Raw genomic sequence first — 18063 nt, forward strand, 5'->3', positions numbered from 1 at the left:
CTCTTCGGCGTGACGCTGCATTCATCCACCGCAGCGCTATTTTTCGCCGTCTCCCGCGAAGCTATGATGACCGTTTCATGAATGAAACATGACAAGGTTCGTCTAGATCATCGCGCCGCCTATCGGGTCAAGGCCCATATTGCGACCCCAATCGCAAGAGCCAACACCCCAACCAGCGCTGCAACCAGCCGGTTGTTCTGTTCCTGGGCGCGCCGCAGGTGAATCATTTCGGCCAACAGGGCGGGCGAAACGTTCGGGCGGCTCAGGTGGTCATGGACCAGCCTGGGCAAAGCGGGCAGCATTTGCGACCACTGCACCGCTTCTTTTTCCAGGCTTTGCCGCAAGCCCTTGAGTCCGACACGCTGGCGCATCCAACGTTCCAGATAGGGCTTGGCGGTCTTCCAGAGATCCAGGTTGGGATCTAGCTGTCGGCCCAACCCCTCGACGTTCAGCAACGTCTTTTGCAGCAGCACCAGCTGCGGCTGGATCTCTACATTGAACCGGCGCGAGGTCTGGAACAGGCGGAGCAACACCTGCCCCAGCGAGATCTCGGACAATGGCCGGTCAAAGTACGGTTCGCAAACGGCGCGCACGGCGCCTTCAAGCTCTTCTTCGCGCGTGTCGGCGGGCACCCAGCCTGACTCGATGTGCAGTTGCGCCACACGCCGGTAATCGCGGTGGAAGAAGGCCAGGAAATTCTGCGCCAGGTAATTTTTATCGAACTCGGACAGCGAACCCACGATGCCGAAGTCCAGCGCGATATAGCTGCCAAGCGTCCCAGGGCGGTCCGACACGTAGATGTTGCCCGGGTGCATGTCGGCGTGGAAGAAGCCGTCGGTGAACACCTGCGTGAAGAAGATTTCGACGCCCGTGCGCGCCAGCGTCGGGATGTCGATGCCGGCTTCGCGCATGCGTTCAACCTGGCCCACCGGCATGCCGTACATGCGCTGCATGGTGAACACCGTGGACGCCGTGTATTCCCAGATGACCTCGGGCACGATCAGCATGTCGCCCCGGCCCGATTCAGGGCCGAAGTTGCGGCGCAGCTGGCTGCAATTGGACGCTTCGCGCACCAGATCCAGCTCGTCGTGCAGGTATTTGTCGAATTCGGCCACGACTTCGCGCGGCTTCAGGCGGCGGCCATCGTCGCCCAGGCGCTCGATGATGCGCGCCACGATCTTCAAGAGCGACAAGTCTTTTTCGATGATGCTCAGCATCCCCGGACGCAGCACCTTGACGGCCACTTCGCGGCCGTCATGCAGCACGGCGAAGTGAACCTGGGCGATGGACGCCGAGGCCACCGGGTCCACATCGAACTGCGCGAACAGTTTTTCGGGCGGCGCACCCAGCGCGGCCTCGATGCAGGCGGCGGCCTGCGCGGACGGGAACGGCGGCACGCGGTCTTGAAGCAGCGCGAGCTCGTTGGCGATGTCGGCGGGGATCAGGTCGCGGCGGGTGGAGAGCACCTGCCCGAACTTCACGAAGATGGGGCCCAGCGATTCCAGGGCCATCCGCAGACGCTGCCCGCGCGGCTGACGCGGCCGCGTGCCCAGGCGGATGACGCGCAACAGGCAGGTCGCCAGAGGATGGTTCAGGCTGGAGAGCACGAGCTCGTCCAGGCCATAGCGCAGGGAAACAACGATGATGCGAAGCAGGCGCAGCAGGGGAAACATGGATCAGGCGCCCCGCTTTGCGCTGGCCGAAGCCAGACGGGTTTGCAGGGCGGTGGCCGAACGCGTCAAGGCATCAGTGCGAGCGTTCAGCTCGGCTAAGTCCAGGCGCCATTGTTCCAGCGCGGGGCGGCCCACCAGCACGCCGCTTTCTTCGGCCAGGTATTCCGAGACGTTTTCGGCCAGGCGCGTGCCCACCGTGCGCGCCCCATTGGCCGCGGCGCGCGCGCCGCCCACGATGCGCAGTGCGGCGATATCGCCCACCACGCGGGCCAGCGCGTCTTCGGGGTCCGGGCGAAGCTGCTTGGACAGGTCCGCCACCACTTGGGCCAATGCCGCGTCGCCCGAGATATGGGTGGCTTCGGCGAAGTCAGGGGTTTCACGGTCAGCGCCCAGGCGCGGCAACGGCAGCTTTTCAGGGGCCACGGTCAGCGTCACGTCGGGCACGACGGCGGGGTCAGCCTGCGCCGCAAGGCCTTCGCTGTCGATCGTCAGGCCCAGCGTGAAACCGCCCAACGCAAAGCGCACGGTCTTGCCGGCATGCCGCGCCAGACGCTCGCGCGCCCAGTCCTCACGCCGCAACAGGGCGTTGAGCGCGCTTACAGCCAACCGCGAGGGAGTGGGCAGGAACGAAAAAGGCAGCATGACGGTCTGCAACACCGCGTGGCGGGGTTGCCGGAATTAGTAGGTAAATCGGGAGTGTAACGGGTTAGATGGGCGCGTGTTTAGTGCGAAAGGCACATGGAAAAACCGGCCCTTGTGGGGCCGGTTCAAGCGGATGCCCTTTCGGGCATCCGGCAACGGAGGACAGAGGCAGTCCCGGCCAGCCAGCGTTTAGCTGGCCAGATCCACCGGAATCTGCTGAATGCCAGCCAACAGCCAGCCGCCATTGGCAGGCTTGAACAGGTTCCAGACTTCTTCGAAGCGGAAGGCTTCGGCGCCGGGGGCCTCACGCAGCATGCCGGAGAAGCGCACGCTGGCCAGGTGGCCGTCGGACACGGACTCGATGCCCAGCATTTCGGCGTTCAACAGCACCACTTCGGTCTTGTTGGGGGCCGCGCCGCGCTCAGCCAGCTGCGGCTTGAGTTCGGTGATCAGGTCATCGGTCAGGAAGTCGCGCAGGCCATCGGTGCTGCCGCTGTCCCACACAGCCTGGATGCGAACGAACTGCTCCTTGGCTTGCTTCAGGAAGTTGGGCGTATCGAAATCACCCGGCACGAACCAGTTGTTGTCCTCGCCCGCTTTGGGCAGAACTGCCGGAGGCGCGACCGGTGCGGCGGCAGCCACAGGGGCGGCAGCAGCGGCGGGTGCGGCGGCAGCCGGCTTCAGGGCTTCACGCCACATCGGCTGCGGTTGCTGGCCCGGTGCGTTGTTGGCGCCATTGAAGGCACCTTGCGTCGCGGTACGCGGACCGGCGCCACGCAGACGGCGGATGATGAACATGACGGCGAAGACAACGGCGGCGATCAGCAGCGCGGAGCCCAGGAATTCAGCGAAGGCGCCCGACAGGCCCATGCTGGACAGCAAGGCGGCGATACCCAGGCCAGCAGCGATGCCGGCGATGGGGCCGAGCCAACGCGACGCGCCGCTCTTGGCGGCAGCGCCCGCGGCGCCGGCCGTGGCTGCGCCGGCGGCTGCCGGAGCGGCGGTGGCGCCAGCCGTGTTGTTGGCGGCGGCCGGCGGCGTGGTCGCCTGGCGCTGCTGGGTCACATTGGAGGATTGACGGCCGACGCTGCTGCCACCACCTGCACGACGGGCTTCAGCGTCAAACGACGCCGTCACCAACGCCGCGCCGGAAACGGCGATGAGCGCCGCGGCGACAAACCGCGAAAGACAGAATTTGGTCATAGAGTTTGCTCCCTCGTACTCGCGCCCCCGCTGCCCCGAGCAGCTGGGAGTCCCACGGACAGCGGGACCTAATCGCGACTTTTCTTACAGTAATCTGAACGTCGTAAGAATAACGGACAAGACGCCGCCCCACAAGTTCCCCGTGGGGTGAAGAAATATCCTGTGGACAGGCCGGGGTTCAGCCCAGGCGCACGCCCTCGTGCAAGGCGGCGATGCCGGCAGTCAGGTTGAAATACTGAACCCGTTCCAGACCGGCGGTGCGCAGCATGTCGGCCAGGGTTTCCTGGTCGGGATGCATGCGGATGGATTCCGCCAGGTAACGGTAGCTGGCTTCGTCCTTGGCGACCTTCTTGCCCAACCAGGGCAGCACGTTGAAGGAATACCAGTCGTAGGCGGGCGCCAGCGGCTTGGCCACGCGCGAGAATTCCAGCACCAGCAGCTTGCCGCCCGGCTTCAGTACGCGGGTCATTTCAGCCAGCGCGCGGTCTTTGTGCGTCATGTTGCGCAGGCCAAAGGCCACGCTGACGCGGTCGAAATAACCCGTGGGGAACGGCAGGCGCTCGGCGTCGCACACGGCGGTGGGCACCAAGAGGCCGGCGTCAGTGAGGCGGTCGCGGCCCACGCGCAGCATGGAATCATTGATGTCGGTCAGCCAGACCTCGCCGGTAGGCCCCGCGCGCTTGGCGAAAGCCTTGGCCAGGTCGCCCGTACCGCCGGCGATGTCCAATACCTTCATGCCGGGGCGGATGGCGGCGCGGCCAATGGTGAAGGCCTTCCAGACGCGGTGCAGGCCGGCCGACATGAAATCGTTCATGACGTCGTAGCGCTGGGCGACCGAATGGAAGACTTCAGCGACCTTGCGGGCTTTTTCGCCTTCCGGCACCGTTTGGAAGCCGAAATGCGTGGATTGGGCGTTGGAGTCGGCGGAATGTTGCGATTCGGAGGGGTTTTGCATGGTGAATTCCCGATATATCCTGGCAATGGTAGCCTATCGGGCACGCCCCGGCGGGCAGAGGGGCACGCCCCGGCGGGCAGAGAACCTTCCCCGGAAGCACCCTGCGGTCACATACCTGAAATATTGCGGCCATACTATCGCAATGTTCGCGCCGCGCCGGCGCTCAGAAGTGTGCCAAATTCGCCATGTCCAGCACCATCCTCGTCGTCGAAGACGAACCCGCAATCCAGGAACTGATCGCCGTCAACCTGTCCTTCGCGGGGCATAAAGTGCTGCGCGCGTTCGACGCCGACCAGGCCCAGACCCTGATTCGCGCCGAACTCCCCGATCTGATCCTGCTGGATTGGATGTTGCCCGGCACGTCCGGCCTGGCCATGGCGCGCAAGCTGCGCAACGACGAGCGCACCCGCGCCGTCCCGGTCATCATGCTGACCGCCAAGGGCTCCGAGCAAGACAAGGTAGACGGCCTGGAAGCCGGCGCCGACGACTACATCACCAAGCCCTTCTCGCCGAAAGAGCTCATGGCCCGCATCAAGGCCGTGTTGCGCCGCCGCGCGCCCCAGCTGACCGATGACGTCATCGACGTGGGCGGCCTGAAGCTGGACCCGGTCACGCACCGCTTGTCCGGCAATAGCCAGTCTTTGCAGATCGGCCCCACCGAGTTCCGTCTGCTGCACTTCTTCATGACCCACCCCGAGCGCGTGTTCTCGCGTTCGCAACTGCTGGATCAGGTCTGGGGCGACCACGTGTTCGTGGAAGAACGCACCGTTGACGTCCACATCCGCCGCCTGCGCAAGGCGTTGGAACCCAGCGGCCACGATGCGCACGTTGAAACCGTGCGCGGCAGCGGATACCGGTTTACGGCACAGCTTCCGACGCGGTAAAACTCCCGCACGATGATCTGGCTGCGCACCCTTTTCCTGGTCGCCCTGTGGGCGGTGATTTCACTACTGGCGCAATGGCTCATAGGTGATCCATTCGGCTGGATCGTGTTTTCCGCCGCGTTGGCCGCCATGCTGCTCTGGCGCAGCTGGCGCCTGACGCTGGTTTCCCACTGGGCCAATCACCCGGACACCTCTCCTCCCGCCTCCGTCGGGCCTTGGGACGACATCCTCGCCCCGCTCTACCGCTACACCCGTGCCCGCGCCCGGGAACTGGCCGAAACCCGCGACACCATGCAAGGCATGCTGGCCGCCGCCCAGGCGCTGCCGGACGGCGCGGTCACGATGAATGAAGAATTCCAGATCGACTGGTGCAACCGCATGGCGCGCCAGCATCTGGGCCTGCGCCTGCCGGCCGACCGTGGCCACAATCTGCTGAACCTGCTGCGCGCGCCGGAATTCGTGGAATACGCGCACCGCTCGTCCTGGCCCGACCCGATCCTGGTGCGGCTGGGCCAGCAAGGCCAGGAACGGCTGATGATGATGCAGCTGACGTCTTACGCCAGTAATCAGCGCCTGCTCATTACCCGCGACGTCACGCAGATTGAACGCCTGGAAACCACGCGCCGCGATTTCGTGGCCAACGTCTCGCACGAGCTGCGCACGCCGCTGACCGTGCTGGCGGGCTTTCTGGAAACGCTGCGCGACATGCCGGCCGATGCCTTGCCCGAAGAACAGCGCGCGCAGTACATCGACATGATGCATGAGCAGGCCCAGCGCATGCAGGCCATTGTCGAAGACCTGCTGACCTTGTCCACGCTGGAATCGTCGCCGGGCAGCGACCCGCGTGCAATCAACATGAGCGCGCTGCTGCAAAAGGCGCGTCAGCAGATCGAAGCCTTGTCGGGCGGACGTCATGTGCTGGAATGGCACATCGACGAAACGCTGGACGTGCTGGGCGCCGAAACCGAGTTGACCTCTGCGCTGTCGAACCTGCTGACCAACGCCGTGCGCTACACGCCCGACGGCGGGACGATCACCGTGCGCTGGGAACGCGAGCCCGATGGCGGCGCGCGCTACAGCGTGCAGGACACCGGCATCGGCATCCCCGCCCGCCACCTGCCGCGCCTGACCGAACGTTTCTACCGCGTGGACCGCGGGCGCTCGCGCGCCGTGGGCGGCACGGGCCTGGGCCTGGCGATCACCAAGCACATCGCCATGCGCCACGATGCCGAATTGCTCATCACGAGCGAGCCCGGCAAAGGCAGCGTCTTTGCGCTGCGCTTCCCCTTCGAACGTATCGCTATCGACGAACCGGCCTGACCGGTTTGCTCGTACCACCCGCGCCGCACAGCCGGCGCGGGTGGTAAATTTCCGGCCATGCGCATCCTGGTCATCGAAGACGAACCCAAACTGGCCGACTACCTTAAGAAGGGGCTGTCGGAACAGAGCCATATCGTGGATCTGGCGCGTGACGGCGTCGACGGTCTGCATCTGGCGCTGGAAGGCGCGTACGACCTGATCGTGCTGGACGTGATGCTGCCCGGCGTGGACGGCTTCGGCATCCTGGCATCGGTTCGCGCACAAAAAGACACCCCCATCCTGATGCTGACGGCGCGCGACGCCGTGGAAGACCGCGTGCGCGGCCTGGAAGGCGGCGCCGACGATTATCTGGTCAAGCCCTTTGCGTTTTCGGAGCTGCTGGCCCGCGTGCAGGCGCTGCTGCGCCGGGGCCGCACGCAAGAACCCACTCTGCTGCGCCTGGCCGACCTGGAGCTGGACCTGGCGCGCCGCCGCGCCCAGCGGGGCGGCCGCCGCCTGGACCTGACCGCCAAGGAATTCAACCTGCTCGCCCTGCTGCTGCGCCGCCAGGGGCAGGTGCTGTCGCGCACCACGCTGGCCGAACAGGTGTGGGACATGAATTTCGACAGCGACACCAATGTCATCGACGTCGCCGTGCGCCGCCTGCGCGGCAAGCTGGACGACCCGTTCGACGCCAAGCTGCTGCACACCGTGCGCGGCATGGGCTATGTGCTGGAGTCGCGCCCCGAGCCCAAACCGGCATGAAGCCGCCGCGCATGCGTTCGATGCAGGCGCGGCTGACGCTGCTGTTGGGCGCCATTGCATTGCTGGTATCCAGCCTGGCCGGGGCGACGTTGTTCTGGGCGCTCAAGCGCGAAGTCGAGCGCCAGGAAATCACCGAGGTCAGCGGCAAGCTGGAATTGATCGACCACCTGATCGACATGCAGAACAGCGCCAGCGGCCTGCACGATCTGGCCGCCACGTTTGACGAGATGCGCGCCGGCCAAGGCCAGTTGGGCATCTGGATCGTGGACGCGCAGGGCCACGCCGTGTACGGCGGCCCCGCCCCTGAAACGCTGGGCACGGCTGACGACGGCAGACAAGTGGTACTGCAAACCGCCGATGGCGGGCGCATGCGCGGCTTGCGCGTGGCCATGAACGACCGCATCCTGCCGGGCGCCGAACTGACCGTGGCCGTCAGCACGCGCACCAGCTCGCAGTTTCTGTACGCCTATGGCACCGCGCTGGTGTTGATCTGCGCGCTCTGGGTGGGCGCGACCGTGGTGCTGGCCGCCTGGGCCGTGCGCCGCAGCATGGCCCCCACGCGCCGGCTGTCGGAGCAGGCCGCCCGCATCCAGCCCGACAATCTGGCGCGCCGCCTGCCGCTGGAAGACACCGACCGTGAACTGCACGACCTGGTGCGGTCCTTCAACCGTACGCTGGAACGGCTGCAATCGGCGTATCAGCAGATGGAAGGGTTCAACGCCGACGTTGCGCATGAACTGCGCACGCCGCTTGCCACGCTGATCAACGGCACGCAGGTGATGCTGTCATCCCCGCGCGACGCCGCCGAGTTGCGCGACGCGCTGGAATCCAATCTGGAAGAGCTCGAAGACCTGAAGACGCTGGTCAACGACATGCTGTTCCTGGCGCGTGCGGACCGCGGGGAACGGGCGGCGGACCTGGCGCCGGTGTCGCTCGCGGCCGAAGCCCGGCGCGTGGCGGAATACTACGAAGCCACGTTGGAAGCCCAAGGTGTGCATCTGCGCTGCGAGGGCGATGCAACGGTGGCCGCCAACCCGGGGCTGGTGCGCCGCGCCTTGGCCAATTTGATCTCCAACGCCATCAAGGCTACGCCCGCGGGGCGCGAAATCGTGCTGACGTGTTCAGCGTCGGCGGCAGGCGCGCGGGTGCAAGTGCGTAACCCCGGCACGCCCATTCCGGCCGCCGACCTGCCCCGCATCTTCGACCGCTTCTTCCGGTCTGGGCATACCCGCGCGCCGCGCAGCGAAGGGCACGGGCTGGGGCTGGCCATCGTGCGCGCCATCGCCCGCATGCATGGCGGCGATGTGGACGCGGTGTCGGATGCGTCTGGCACGGTGGTGGGCATCACGTTGCGCGGGCCGGAAACGTCCCCGCGCCCCCCGAACATTACAAAACCGTAATCCAGGCGACAGAATCGGGTCACCCCGGCTTTCCTACAGTGTCATCACGGTCACTCCTGTAAGGATTTTCGTGAAAGACGCTCTGATTCGCCTTAGCCAGGCTGCTGCCCTGGCCCTGCTGTTCACCGGCGCCGCGCAAGCCGCAGGCGGCCACGATGGCCACAACATGCCGTCCATGGCCATGCCGGCCGCAACGGCCCCGATCGGCAAGCCGGGCGACGCCGCCCGCGCCACGCGCACCATCAATATCGACATGAACGACGCCATGCGTTTCACGCCCGACCGCATCGAGGTCAAGGCCGGTGAGACCGTGCGCATCACGGTGCGCAATGTCGGCAAGATTCGGCACGAGCTGGTGCTGGGCACCGACGCCGATCTGAAAGCGCACTACGACATGATGATGAAGGACCCCGGCATGCGCCACGAGGAAGCCAACGCGGTGTCGCTGGAGGCGGGCAAGTCCGGGCAGATCGTCTGGCGCTTCGACAAGGCGGGTACGGTGTCTTTCGGCTGCCTGGAACCCGGCCATTACTCGGCCGGCATGAAGGGAGCCGTGTCGGTGCTTTGACGCCCGGCACAGACTTCCCATGCGCACACTTCCCCCTCTTGCCCGCCGGCGATTCGTGCAGGGCTTGGCGGCCGGCGGCGCGCTGGCGGCGCTTGGCGGCTGGCGCGCGGCGCTGGCGCAATCGCCGTCGCTGTCCCCGCTGCAGTCGCCATCGCACCCTGCCTCCGCCACCGAATTACGTGGCACCGAGTTTCATCTTGAAATCGGCGAAACGCCGGTCAACTTCACGGGCGCGGCCCGCATCGGCACCACCGTCAACGGCCAGTTGCCCGCACCCATCCTGCGCTGGCGCGAAGGCGACACGGTGACGCTGCACGTCACCAACCGGTTGCGCGAGCAAACGTCCATTCATTGGCACGGCATTTTGCTGCCGTCGAACATGGATGGCGTGCCGGGCCTGAGCTTTGACGGCATCGACCCGGGCCAGACCTTCACCTACCGTTTCGACGTGCGCCAAAGCGGCACGTATTGGTATCACAGCCATTCGGGCTTTCAGGAACAGACGGGCCTGTACGGCGCCATCGTCATCGACCCGCGCCGCCGCGACCCCATCGCGTCCGACCGCGACTACACCGTGCTGCTGTCCGACTGGACAGACGAAGATCCGATGCGGCTTTTCAACAAGCTGAAGGTGATGCCCGACTACTACAACGGCATTCAGCCCAGCGTGCAAAGCCTGCGCGCCGACGCGGACGGCCGTGGCTGGCGCGCTGCGCTGTCTGAACGCCTGATGTGGGAACAGATGCGCATGAACCCGTCGGACCTGGCGGATGTGTCGGGCGCGACCTACACCTTCCTGACCAATGGCGCGACGCCCGCGGGCAACTGGACCGGGCTGTTCACGCCGGGCGAACGCATCCGCCTGCGCTTCATCAACGGCTCGGCGATGACGTACTTCGACGTGCGTATTCCAGGTTTGAAGATGACGGTGGTGGCGGCGGACGGGCAGGATGTGCGCCCGGTGGACGTGGAAGAGTTCCGCATCGGCGTGGCGGAAACGTATGACGTGATCGTCGAGCCGCAAGACGACCGCGCCTACACGATCTTCTCGCAGGCCATGGACCGTTCCGGCTACGCCCGCGCCACGCTGGCCCCACGCGCCGGCATGCAGGCAGACGTGCCGGCGCTGGACCGCGTGCAGCTGCTGGGCATGATGGATATGGGCATGGCGCACGACATGGGCGGTGGAGACCATGCCGGTGCGGGCGCGGCTGCCAATGCAGGGGCAGACGCAGAAGCAGCCGCGATGGACCACAGCGCCATGCCCGGCATGGACCATGGCATGCAGCACGGTTCCGGCGCTGGCCAGGGCGGCATGGTCGAAGTGAAGCATCCCTACCCCGCCGAGCGCGGCGTGGGCAATTCGATGCTGCCCGACGTGGTGTCAACGCGTCTGGACGATCCGGGCGTGGGCTTGCGCGACAACGGCCGCCGCGTGCTCACATACGCCGACCTGCATTCCATCCGCGAACCCGCCGACAACCGCGCGCCCTCGCGCGAGATCGAACTGCATCTGACGGGCAACATGGAACGCTACATGTGGTCGTTCAATGGCGTGAAGTTCTCGGACGCGAAACCCATCGTGCTGCGCTACGGCGAGCGCGTGCGCTTCGTGCTGGTCAACGACACGATGATGACGCACCCCATCCATCTGCACGGCCTGTGGAGCGACCTGGAATCGCCCGACGGCGCGTTCCAGGTGCGCAAGCACACGATCACGCTCAACCCGGCGCAGCGGCTGAGCTACCGCGTCAGCGCCGATGCGCGCGGGCATTGGGCCTACCACTGCCACCTGCTGTATCACATGGAGGCCGGCATGTTCAGAGCGGTCGTGGTGGAGTAACCGATGACGCCTAAGACAAAACGATTGGGCGCCTGCGCCCTGGCGATGATGCTGGTTGCTGCGGGCGCGCACGCGCAAACCGCAGCGACCGATCACGGCGCGATGGACCATGCCAGCATGCCGGGCATGGATCACGGCGCGACGCGTCCGGCGCCAGCCGCCATAGACCATGCCAGCATGGGTCACGGCGACGCCGCAGCATCGAATGCGCCGCCCCCCATCGGCAGCCTGCCGTCCAGCGATGGCGCGGGCGATCGCAGCTACGACAGCTACGGTATCCATCCGCACATGATGGACAACGACCCCACGTGGCAAGTGCTGTTCGACAAGTTCGGCATGTCGCGCAACCGCGATGGGCAGAATACGCTGGATTGGGACGGCCGCTTCTGGTTCGGCACGGCCACCGACCGGCTGGTCGTCAAGAGCGAAGGCGAACGCGAAAACGGTGGCGGCTCGGACGGAAAGGTTGAAGCGTTCTGGAGCCACGCGGTCTCGCCCTTCTGGGACCTGCAACTGGGTGCACGCCGCGACATCGGCACGGGCCCCAAGCGCAACTGGGCCGCCATTGGCATTGAAGGCGTCCTGCCGTACAACATCGAACTGGAGACGACCGGCTATGTGGGTTCGTCGGGCCGCACGGCGCTGGCGCTGAAGGCCGAGTACGACCTGCTGCTGACGCAACGGCTGATCTTCACGCCGGAACTCGAAGCCAGCCTGTACGGAAAATCCGACCCCGAACGCGGGATCGGGTCGGGGCTGTCGACGGGCTCACTGTCGTTGCGGCTGCGTTATGAAATCACGCGGGAATTCGCGCCCTACATCGGCGTATCCTTTGAGCGAAAGTTTGGCCAGACGGCAAGCTACGCCTCGGACGCTGGGGCAAGCCGCTCGCAGACGGCCGTAATGGCCGGTGTGCGGTTCTGGTTTTGACACCCCCCGCCTTTTCGACATTTACCCTACGGAGCATCATGAACGCATCCCGAGTTACGCGCCGCCTGGTTATTGCCGCGGCGCTGTTCACCCCGCTATTCGCCCCCGCGATCACGGCGGCGCAAACGCCCGTCAAGGTTGAAGTCTGGAAGACGCCCACCTGCGGCTGTTGCGAAGACTGGGTCAAGCACATGCGTGACAACGGCTTCACCGTGACCACGCACGATGTGCAAGACACCGGCCCGATCCGCCGCAACGCGGGCATGGCGGACTACGGTTCCTGCCACACCGCCATGGTTGACAGCTACGCGGTCGAAGGCCATGTGCCGGCCAGCGATGTGCGGCGTCTGCTGCTTGAAAAGCCCGACGCAGCGGGCCTGGCCGCCCCCGGCATGCCGCTGGGTTCGCCCGGCATGGACGGCCCGGAGTACGGCGGCCGCAAGACGCCGCACGACGTGGTGCTGGTCGACAAGCAGGGCGGCGCCAAGGTGTTCCAGGCGTATCGCTAGGGCGCGGGGGTGGGAAAGCCGTTGAAACAATTCATCCACACCGTCTCAATGGCTACTCCTTGCACTGCAGCAAAAATGCGCCACAATAAATAACACGCATTCCTCACCCACCCCCTGGCAGTCATGGCAAAAATCGTCCTGTTCGAGAACATCCACCCGAGTGCCCGCGCGGTCTTCGAAGCCGCCGGCTACACCGATATCGTCACGCACGCCGCGGCCCTGCCGCCGGCGCAGATGCACGACGCCCTGCGTGGCGTGCACGTGGCGGGGATTCGTTCTCGCACGCACCTGGATGCCGCCTTGCTGGCCAGCCCCGACCTGCGCGTCGTGGGCTGCTTCTGCATCGGCACCAACCAGGTCGACCTGGATTCGGCCATGCAGCGCGGCATTCCCGTGTTCAACGCGCCCTTCTCCAACACCCGTTCCGTCGCCGAACTGGTGCTGGGCGAAGCCATCCTGCTGCTGCGCCGGATTCCGGAAAAGAACGCCCGCGTGCATCTGGGCCACTGGGACAAGAGCGCGTCAGGCGCGTTTGAAACGCGCGGCAAGACGCTGGGCATCGTGGGCTACGGCAACATCGGCTCGCAGATCAGCACGCTGGCCGAAGGCTTGGGCATGCGCGTCATCTATCACGACGTGGAAGCCAAGCTGCCGCTGGGCAACGCGCGTCCGGCCGGAACGCTGAACGACCTGCTGGAGCAGGCCGACGTGGTGACGCTGCACGTGCCGGGCGGCAAGTCCACCGAAAACATCATGAACGCAGAGACCATCGCGCGCATGCGGCGCGGGGCCATCCTGATCAACGCGTCGCGCGGCACCGTGGTCGACATCGACGCGCTGCACGCCGCGCTGAAGTCCGGCCACCTGGCGGGCGCTGCGCTGGATGTATTCCCGACTGAACCCAAGGGCGCGGACGAGCCGCTGGCAAGCCCGCTGATCGGCCTGCCCAACGTCATCCTGACCCCGCACATTGGCGGCAGCACGCAGGAATCGCAAGAGAACATCGGCCGCGAAGTGGCCGAGAAGCTGGTGCGCTTCATGCAGGCCGGCACGACCAAGGGCGCGGTCAACTTCCCCGAACTGCCGTATCTGGAACCGGCGGGCGCCACCCGTATCCTGCACGTGCACCGCAACGCCCCGGGCGCGCTGGGCACGCTGGACAACCTGATGGCGCAACACGGTTTGAACATCGTCAGCCAGACGCTGCAAACCAAGGGCCAGATCGGTTATGTGATTACGGACGTGGAAGGCCAGGTGGATGACGTGGTGATGTCCACGCTGCGCAGCCACCCGATCACGGTGCGTTGCGACCGGCTGTAAACCGGGCGAGGTTGATCGCTTGATTGCGGATGGCGTTGTGGCTGAATTTGCCATGACGCCATTCTTGTTTATGGCACGCCTTCACCGGCTGCCGCCACCAGGCATTCCGCCATCTTTTCCCGCACGCTGCCCGCGTCGAATGGCAGCCGGCCGATGATGCCGATGTCGCGGTGAAACGCCTGGTCGCCCAACGGCACCAGGCGCAAGCCCGTCATGTCCAGCCCGCGCAGGCGCGGCAACAGCGCCACCCCCAGCCCGTGGCGCACCAGGTTGGCGATGGCTTCAATTTCATCGAGCTCCACCGCTTCGTGCACATTCAAGCGGTGCTTCTTCAAGAAAATATCCACCACCCGCCCGCCGAATGACGCCCGGTCATAGCGGATGAAGGGCTGCGTCGCCAGCACGTCGCGCCAAGGCGCGGCCGGCATGGATTCCGGCATGGCCAGCACCACGGGTTCGCTTAACAGCGGCTGCCAGCCCAGCTCCGGCGGCAGCGTGAAAGGCGGGCGGATCAGCACGGCCATGTCCACTTCGCCCGCGTCCACCTGACCCAGCAGCGACAGCGACACCCCCGGCACAATCCGCACCCGCACATCGGGATACACCGCGCGAAAGCGGCCCAGCGCATCCACCAGCAGGCCTTGCTGCACCGAGGCGATTGCGCCAATGCGCAACGAACCGCTGACATGCCCCGCCCCGGCCGTGGTGACCATGCGTTCAGCCATGGCGACCAATTCTTCGGCCTGCGGCAGCATCTCTCGGCCGTGCGCGTTCAACACCGCGGCGCGCGCGCTGCGGTCGAACAATTCCACGCCCAGGTATTCCTCCAGGCGCTTGATTTGCGCGCTGACCGCCGACTGCGTCAGCCCAAGATGCGTGCCCGCCCCGGTAAAGGTGCCGTCACGGGCCACGGCGATGAAGGTTTTGAACTCTTTGATCACGATCAATATTTTTGATGCTAAGACACAAAAAATATCGTTTTTCAATCAAAAAAACAATACCTAAACTAGGGGCTGGTGCTAGCGCTGTTTTGCACCCGCGGCAGCCCGCATGCCGATCACCCTCTTTTGAATGACCCGGAAATTCTCATGACCGCTCAAACCAACCTGCCGCCGTTCCACCTGGCCTTCCCGGTTCGCGACCTGGCCGAAGCCCGCGCCTTCTACGGCGAAAAGCTGGGCTGTCCGGAAGGCCGTAGCTCGTCCGAATGGATCGACTTCAACTTCTACGGCCACCAGATCGTCGCCCACCTGGCGCCCAGCGAATGCGGCCACAAGGCCACCAGCGCCGTGGACTCGCACAACGTGCCCGTGCGCCATTTCGGCGCGGTTCTTTCCATGGAACAATGGGAAGCCATGTCCAAGCGCCTGATCGACGCCGGCACCGAATTCGTCATCGAACCCTACATCCGCTTCAAGGGCGAAGTGGGCGAACAGGCCACGATGTTCTTCCTGGACCCGTCGGGCAACGCGCTGGAATTCAAAGCCTTCAAGAACATGGATTCCTTGTTCGCCAAGTAATCCGCCGCCAGAGGTGTCGCGCCGTTGAACGCTTCTTCCGAACCCCCTTCTCCGGCCGAACCCTCCTGGCGCATCCAGCCCCAGGGTGATCGCTGCCTGATCATCACCTTTGGCGACCGGATTGACGCGTCGGTCGGCCAGACCTGTCTGGCCGCGGCGCGCAAACTGCGCGACGCGCAATTGGCCGGCGTGACCGACGTGGTGCCGTCATTCGTCGCCGTGGCCGTGCATTACCGGCCCGACGGCGTCGGCGGCGGCCCCACCTGTTCCGCGCTGACCGCCCGCGTCAACGCGCTGCTTGCCGATGGCATCCCTGCCGACGCCTCGGCCGAACGTGACATTGATATCCCGGTTTGCTACGGCGGCGAACATGGCCCCGACCTGGAAGACGTGGCGCGCGCCGCTGGCGTGACGCCCGACGATGTCATCGCCCTGCACAGCGGACCGCGCAGCATGGTGTTCATGCTGGGGTTTGCGCCAGGCCACCCCTACCTGGGCCTGCACGACGAAAAACTGAACATCCCGCGCCGGCCGTCGCCGCGCACCGTGGTGCCCATCGGTTCCGTTGCGGTCGCCAACCGGCAAACGGTGATCTACCCGAACCGGCTGCCCGGCGGGTGGAACATCATCGGCGCCACGCCGCTGACGCTGTTCGACCCGACCCGCGAACCGGCCTCGCTGCTGCAACCGGGCGATTCGGTGCGCTTCGTGCCCATCAGCGCCGACGAGTTCAACCGCATCCGGCAGGCACAGCCATGAGCCTGACCGTCATCAAGCCCGGCATGCTGTCCAGCTTCCAGGACGCCGGCCGCAACGGGTATCAGCATCAAGGCATACCCGCCGCTGGCGCCATGGACGAACGCGCGCACCGGCTGGCCAATGCGCTGGCGGGCAACGCCGGCGCCCCCGCCACGCTGGAAATAACGCTGACCGGGCCGACCTTGCGCTTCGATGCGCCGGCTTGCTTTGCGTTGGCCGGCGCAGACCTTGGCGCCACGCTGAACGGACAAGACATTGCCCCGCACCGCCCGCTAGTGGCCTGCGCGGGCGATACGCTGGCCTTTGGCGCGCGCCCCCCCACCGGTGTGCGCGCGTATCTGGCGGTGCATGGCGGCTTTGCCTTACCCGCGGTGATGGGCAGCGAATCCACGTATTTGCGCAGCGGCTTTGGCGGCTTCCAAGGGCGCGCGCTGGCCAAGGGCGATCACATTGCCCTGCGGACTCCGCTTGCCGCGCACCGGGACCTGAAGGCGCTGCGCGACGCGTTGTGGAACCTGCGCATCTATCTGCCCGGCACGCTGGGCAACACGCGCCGCGCCGCCATCCGCTTTCTGCCCGGCCTGCATTGGCACGAATTTTCGGACGCCACGCGCGACGCGTTCAGCGGCGCGGAATTTCGCGTCAGCCCGCAGTCTGACCGCATGGGCTATCGTTTGACGGGCCCGGCGCTGGCGCTGGAACAGCCGCGCCAAATGCTGTCGGAAGCCGCCTGTTTCGGCACCGTGCAAGTGCCGTCGGGCGGCGAGGCCATCATCCTCATGGCCGACCGCCAAACCACGGGCGGCTATCCCAAGATCGCGCAGATTGCCACGGTGGACCTGCCCGCGCTGGCGCAGACCGCCCCCGGCGACACGCTGCGCTTTGCCCTGATCAGCCTGGACGATGCGCAGCGGCTGGATGCCGAACGCGAACGCGCGTTCACGCAATTGCACGAGGCGCTGGCCCCGCTGCGCGCCTTGTTGACCCCCGCATAAAGGAACCTGCAATGACGACCCGCATCGATTTGAATTGCGACATGGGCGAAAGCTATGGCGCGTGGACCATGGGCAACGACGCGGCGGTGCTGCAATACGTCAGCTCCGCCAACATCGCCTGTGGATTTCATGGCGGCGACCCGGCCACCATGCGCAAGACGGTGGCGGCCGCCCTCAAGCAGGGCGTGGCACTGGGCGCCCACCCCAGCTTGCAGGACCTGGCGGGCTTTGGACGCCGCAGCATCCCGACCACGCCCGATGAAGCCTATGACATCGTGGTCTATCAGATTGGCGCGCTGGCCGGTGTGGCCGCCTCGCAAGGGGCGCGGCTGCATCACGTGAAGGCGCACGGCGCGTTGTACAACATGGCCGCAAAAGACGAAGGCCTGTCGCGCGCCATCTGCCAGGCGGTCAAGGATGTGGACGCGTCACTGATTCTGTATGGGCTGGCCGGCAGCAAGCTGATCGACGCCGCGCGCGCCATTGGGCTTGCGGCCGCCAGCGAAGTGTTCGCCGACCGCTCTTACCAGGACGACGGCTCGCTGACGCCGCGCACGCGCGCGGGCGCCATGATCGAAGACTTGGAGCAAGCGGTGGCGCAAGTCATAGGCATGGTGCGCGAAGGCAAGGTGCGTTCGGTGGATGGCCGCGACGTACCGGTGCAAGCCGACACGCTCTGCATTCATGGCGACCAGCCCAACGCCCTGTTGTTCGCCAACGGCATCCGCCAGGCGCTGGAGCAGGCGGGCATTGAAGTCCGCACGCCTGCGCGCGGCTGAACGCGCAGCCCCTTAAAGC

Annotated in this window: 18 protein-coding genes; 13 read left to right on the forward strand and 5 right to left on the reverse strand. The window is 65.9% G+C overall.

All coding sequences use genetic code 11. The annotated features are described in order from the left end of the window. Nucleotides 1-119: 119 nt before the first annotated feature. The 4 genes from ubiB to ubiE form a co-directional block, all read right to left on the reverse strand. Complete coding sequence (gene ubiB / locus HV765_RS18065) at nucleotides 120-1673, reverse strand: ubiquinone biosynthesis regulatory protein kinase UbiB (protein ID WP_054421288.1); 1554 nt, start codon at nucleotides 1671-1673, stop codon at nucleotides 120-122. Between the two features lie 3 nt (nucleotides 1674-1676). Further along, a complete protein-coding gene (locus HV765_RS18070; protein WP_054421287.1) occupies nucleotides 1677-2315 on the reverse strand; it encodes a ubiquinone biosynthesis accessory factor UbiJ in 639 nt (212 codons plus the stop codon). A gap of 189 nt (nucleotides 2316-2504) precedes the next feature. Then, on the reverse strand, nucleotides 2505-3518 hold the full coding sequence (locus HV765_RS18075) for a Tim44 domain-containing protein (RefSeq protein WP_054421286.1): 1014 nt from the start codon (nucleotides 3516-3518) through the stop codon (nucleotides 2505-2507). A 178-nt stretch (nucleotides 3519-3696) separates the two neighbouring features. Next, nucleotides 3697-4473: a bifunctional demethylmenaquinone methyltransferase/2-methoxy-6-polyprenyl-1,4-benzoquinol methylase UbiE gene (gene ubiE, locus HV765_RS18080; protein ID WP_054421285.1), complete on the reverse strand. Its 777-nt coding sequence runs from the start codon at nucleotides 4471-4473 to the stop codon at nucleotides 3697-3699. A gap of 185 nt (nucleotides 4474-4658) precedes the next feature. Here ubiE and phoB point away from each other — a divergent pair, with 185 nt between their 5' ends. The 9 genes from phoB to serA all read left to right on the forward strand — a co-directional run bounded on the left by phoB (nucleotide 4659) and on the right by serA (nucleotide 13991). Continuing rightward, nucleotides 4659-5357, forward strand: coding sequence for a phosphate regulon transcriptional regulator PhoB (gene phoB / locus HV765_RS18085; protein WP_006227196.1), 699 nt, complete (start codon nucleotides 4659-4661; stop codon nucleotides 5355-5357). 12 nt (nucleotides 5358-5369) lie between these two features. Beyond that, nucleotides 5370-6677 carry a phosphate regulon sensor histidine kinase PhoR gene (gene phoR, locus HV765_RS18090; RefSeq protein ID WP_054421284.1) on the forward strand — a complete coding sequence of 436 codons (1308 nt, stop codon included), beginning with the start codon at nucleotides 5370-5372 and terminating at the stop codon, nucleotides 6675-6677. Nucleotides 6678-6734: 57 nt separating this feature from the next. Continuing rightward, nucleotides 6735-7421 (forward strand): heavy metal response regulator transcription factor, encoded by a 687-nt coding sequence (locus HV765_RS18095; protein WP_054421283.1) that lies wholly within the window; start codon nucleotides 6735-6737, stop codon nucleotides 7419-7421. Then, nucleotides 7418-8821: a heavy metal sensor histidine kinase gene (locus HV765_RS18100; protein ID WP_175170536.1), complete on the forward strand. Its 1404-nt coding sequence runs from the start codon at nucleotides 7418-7420 to the stop codon at nucleotides 8819-8821. Before HV765_RS18095 ends, HV765_RS18100 begins: the two co-directional genes overlap by 4 nt. Before the next feature lie 70 nt (nucleotides 8822-8891). Beyond that, the gene (locus HV765_RS18105) at nucleotides 8892-9389 is read left to right on the forward strand and encodes a cupredoxin domain-containing protein (protein WP_054421281.1); all 498 of its coding nucleotides are present in this window, start codon (nucleotides 8892-8894) and stop codon (nucleotides 9387-9389) included. A gap of 19 nt (nucleotides 9390-9408) precedes the next feature. Further along, entirely contained in the window at nucleotides 9409-11232 is a 1824-nt protein-coding gene (locus HV765_RS18110) for a copper resistance system multicopper oxidase (protein WP_175170538.1), read from the forward strand. A 3-nt stretch (nucleotides 11233-11235) separates the two neighbouring features. Further along, nucleotides 11236-12162, forward strand: a complete 927-nt coding sequence (locus HV765_RS18115; RefSeq protein WP_175170539.1) for a copper resistance protein B — start codon at nucleotides 11236-11238, stop codon at nucleotides 12160-12162. A 38-nt stretch (nucleotides 12163-12200) separates the two neighbouring features. After that, nucleotides 12201-12671 carry a DUF411 domain-containing protein gene (locus HV765_RS18120; protein WP_175170540.1) on the forward strand — a complete coding sequence of 157 codons (471 nt, stop codon included), beginning with the start codon at nucleotides 12201-12203 and terminating at the stop codon, nucleotides 12669-12671. A 123-nt stretch (nucleotides 12672-12794) separates the two neighbouring features. Continuing rightward, entirely contained in the window at nucleotides 12795-13991 is a 1197-nt protein-coding gene (serA, locus tag HV765_RS18125) for a phosphoglycerate dehydrogenase (RefSeq protein WP_054421278.1), read from the forward strand. A 68-nt stretch (nucleotides 13992-14059) separates the two neighbouring features. Here the strand turns inward: serA and HV765_RS18130 are convergent, their stop codons facing one another. Next, nucleotides 14060-14932, reverse strand: a complete 873-nt coding sequence (locus HV765_RS18130; protein WP_054421412.1) for a LysR family transcriptional regulator — start codon at nucleotides 14930-14932, stop codon at nucleotides 14060-14062. A gap of 147 nt (nucleotides 14933-15079) precedes the next feature. Here HV765_RS18130 and HV765_RS18135 point away from each other — a divergent pair, with 147 nt between their 5' ends. The 4 genes from HV765_RS18135 to HV765_RS18150 are packed head-to-tail and all read left to right on the forward strand — an operon-like array spanning nucleotide 15080 to nucleotide 18044. Next, nucleotides 15080-15511: a VOC family protein gene (locus HV765_RS18135; RefSeq protein WP_054421277.1), complete on the forward strand. Its 432-nt coding sequence runs from the start codon at nucleotides 15080-15082 to the stop codon at nucleotides 15509-15511. Between the two features lie 24 nt (nucleotides 15512-15535). Continuing rightward, entirely contained in the window at nucleotides 15536-16270 is a 735-nt protein-coding gene (gene pxpB, locus HV765_RS18140) for a 5-oxoprolinase subunit PxpB (protein WP_175170541.1), read from the forward strand. After that, nucleotides 16267-17265: a 5-oxoprolinase subunit C family protein gene (locus tag HV765_RS18145; protein WP_175170542.1), complete on the forward strand. Its 999-nt coding sequence runs from the start codon at nucleotides 16267-16269 to the stop codon at nucleotides 17263-17265. The genes pxpB and HV765_RS18145 overlap by 4 nt, the downstream gene beginning before the upstream one ends. 11 nt (nucleotides 17266-17276) lie before the next feature. Then, complete coding sequence (locus HV765_RS18150; RefSeq protein ID WP_175170543.1) at nucleotides 17277-18044, forward strand: LamB/YcsF family protein; 768 nt, start codon at nucleotides 17277-17279, stop codon at nucleotides 18042-18044. Nucleotides 18045-18063: the final 19 nt, after the last annotated feature.

It is taken from the genome of Achromobacter kerstersii (assembly GCF_902859595.1).
GTDB classification, from domain to species: Bacteria; Pseudomonadota; Gammaproteobacteria; order Burkholderiales; family Burkholderiaceae_B; genus Achromobacter; species Achromobacter kerstersii.

Excerpts from the sequence above, each read along its gene's own strand:
- HV765_RS18145 (WP_175170542.1), top strand. The coding sequence starts at position 16,267 with ATGAGCCTGACCGTCATCAAGCCCGGCATGCTGTCCAGCTTCCAGGAC.
- HV765_RS18150 (WP_175170543.1), top strand. The coding sequence starts at position 17,277 with ATGACGACCCGCATCGATTTGAATTGCGACATGGGCGAAAGCTATGGC.
- ubiE (WP_054421285.1), bottom strand. The coding sequence starts at position 4,473 with ATGCAAAACCCCTCCGAATCGCAACATTCCGCCGACTCCAACGCCCAA.
- HV765_RS18110 (WP_175170538.1), top strand. The coding sequence starts at position 9,409 with ATGCGCACACTTCCCCCTCTTGCCCGCCGGCGATTCGTGCAGGGCTTG.
- HV765_RS18095 (WP_054421283.1), top strand. The coding sequence starts at position 6,735 with ATGCGCATCCTGGTCATCGAAGACGAACCCAAACTGGCCGACTACCTT.
- ubiB (WP_054421288.1), bottom strand. The coding sequence starts at position 1,673 with ATGTTTCCCCTGCTGCGCCTGCTTCGCATCATCGTTGTTTCCCTGCGC.
- HV765_RS18075 (WP_054421286.1), bottom strand. The coding sequence starts at position 3,518 with ATGACCAAATTCTGTCTTTCGCGGTTTGTCGCCGCGGCGCTCATCGCC.
- HV765_RS18070 (WP_054421287.1), bottom strand. The coding sequence starts at position 2,315 with ATGCTGCCTTTTTCGTTCCTGCCCACTCCCTCGCGGTTGGCTGTAAGC.
- HV765_RS18120 (WP_175170540.1), top strand. The coding sequence starts at position 12,201 with ATGAACGCATCCCGAGTTACGCGCCGCCTGGTTATTGCCGCGGCGCTG.
- phoB (WP_006227196.1), top strand. The coding sequence starts at position 4,659 with ATGTCCAGCACCATCCTCGTCGTCGAAGACGAACCCGCAATCCAGGAA.
- HV765_RS18100 (WP_175170536.1), top strand. The coding sequence starts at position 7,418 with ATGAAGCCGCCGCGCATGCGTTCGATGCAGGCGCGGCTGACGCTGCTG.
- HV765_RS18115 (WP_175170539.1), top strand. The coding sequence starts at position 11,236 with ATGACGCCTAAGACAAAACGATTGGGCGCCTGCGCCCTGGCGATGATG.
- phoR (WP_054421284.1), top strand. The coding sequence starts at position 5,370 with ATGATCTGGCTGCGCACCCTTTTCCTGGTCGCCCTGTGGGCGGTGATT.
- serA (WP_054421278.1), top strand. The coding sequence starts at position 12,795 with ATGGCAAAAATCGTCCTGTTCGAGAACATCCACCCGAGTGCCCGCGCG.
- HV765_RS18135 (WP_054421277.1), top strand. The coding sequence starts at position 15,080 with ATGACCGCTCAAACCAACCTGCCGCCGTTCCACCTGGCCTTCCCGGTT.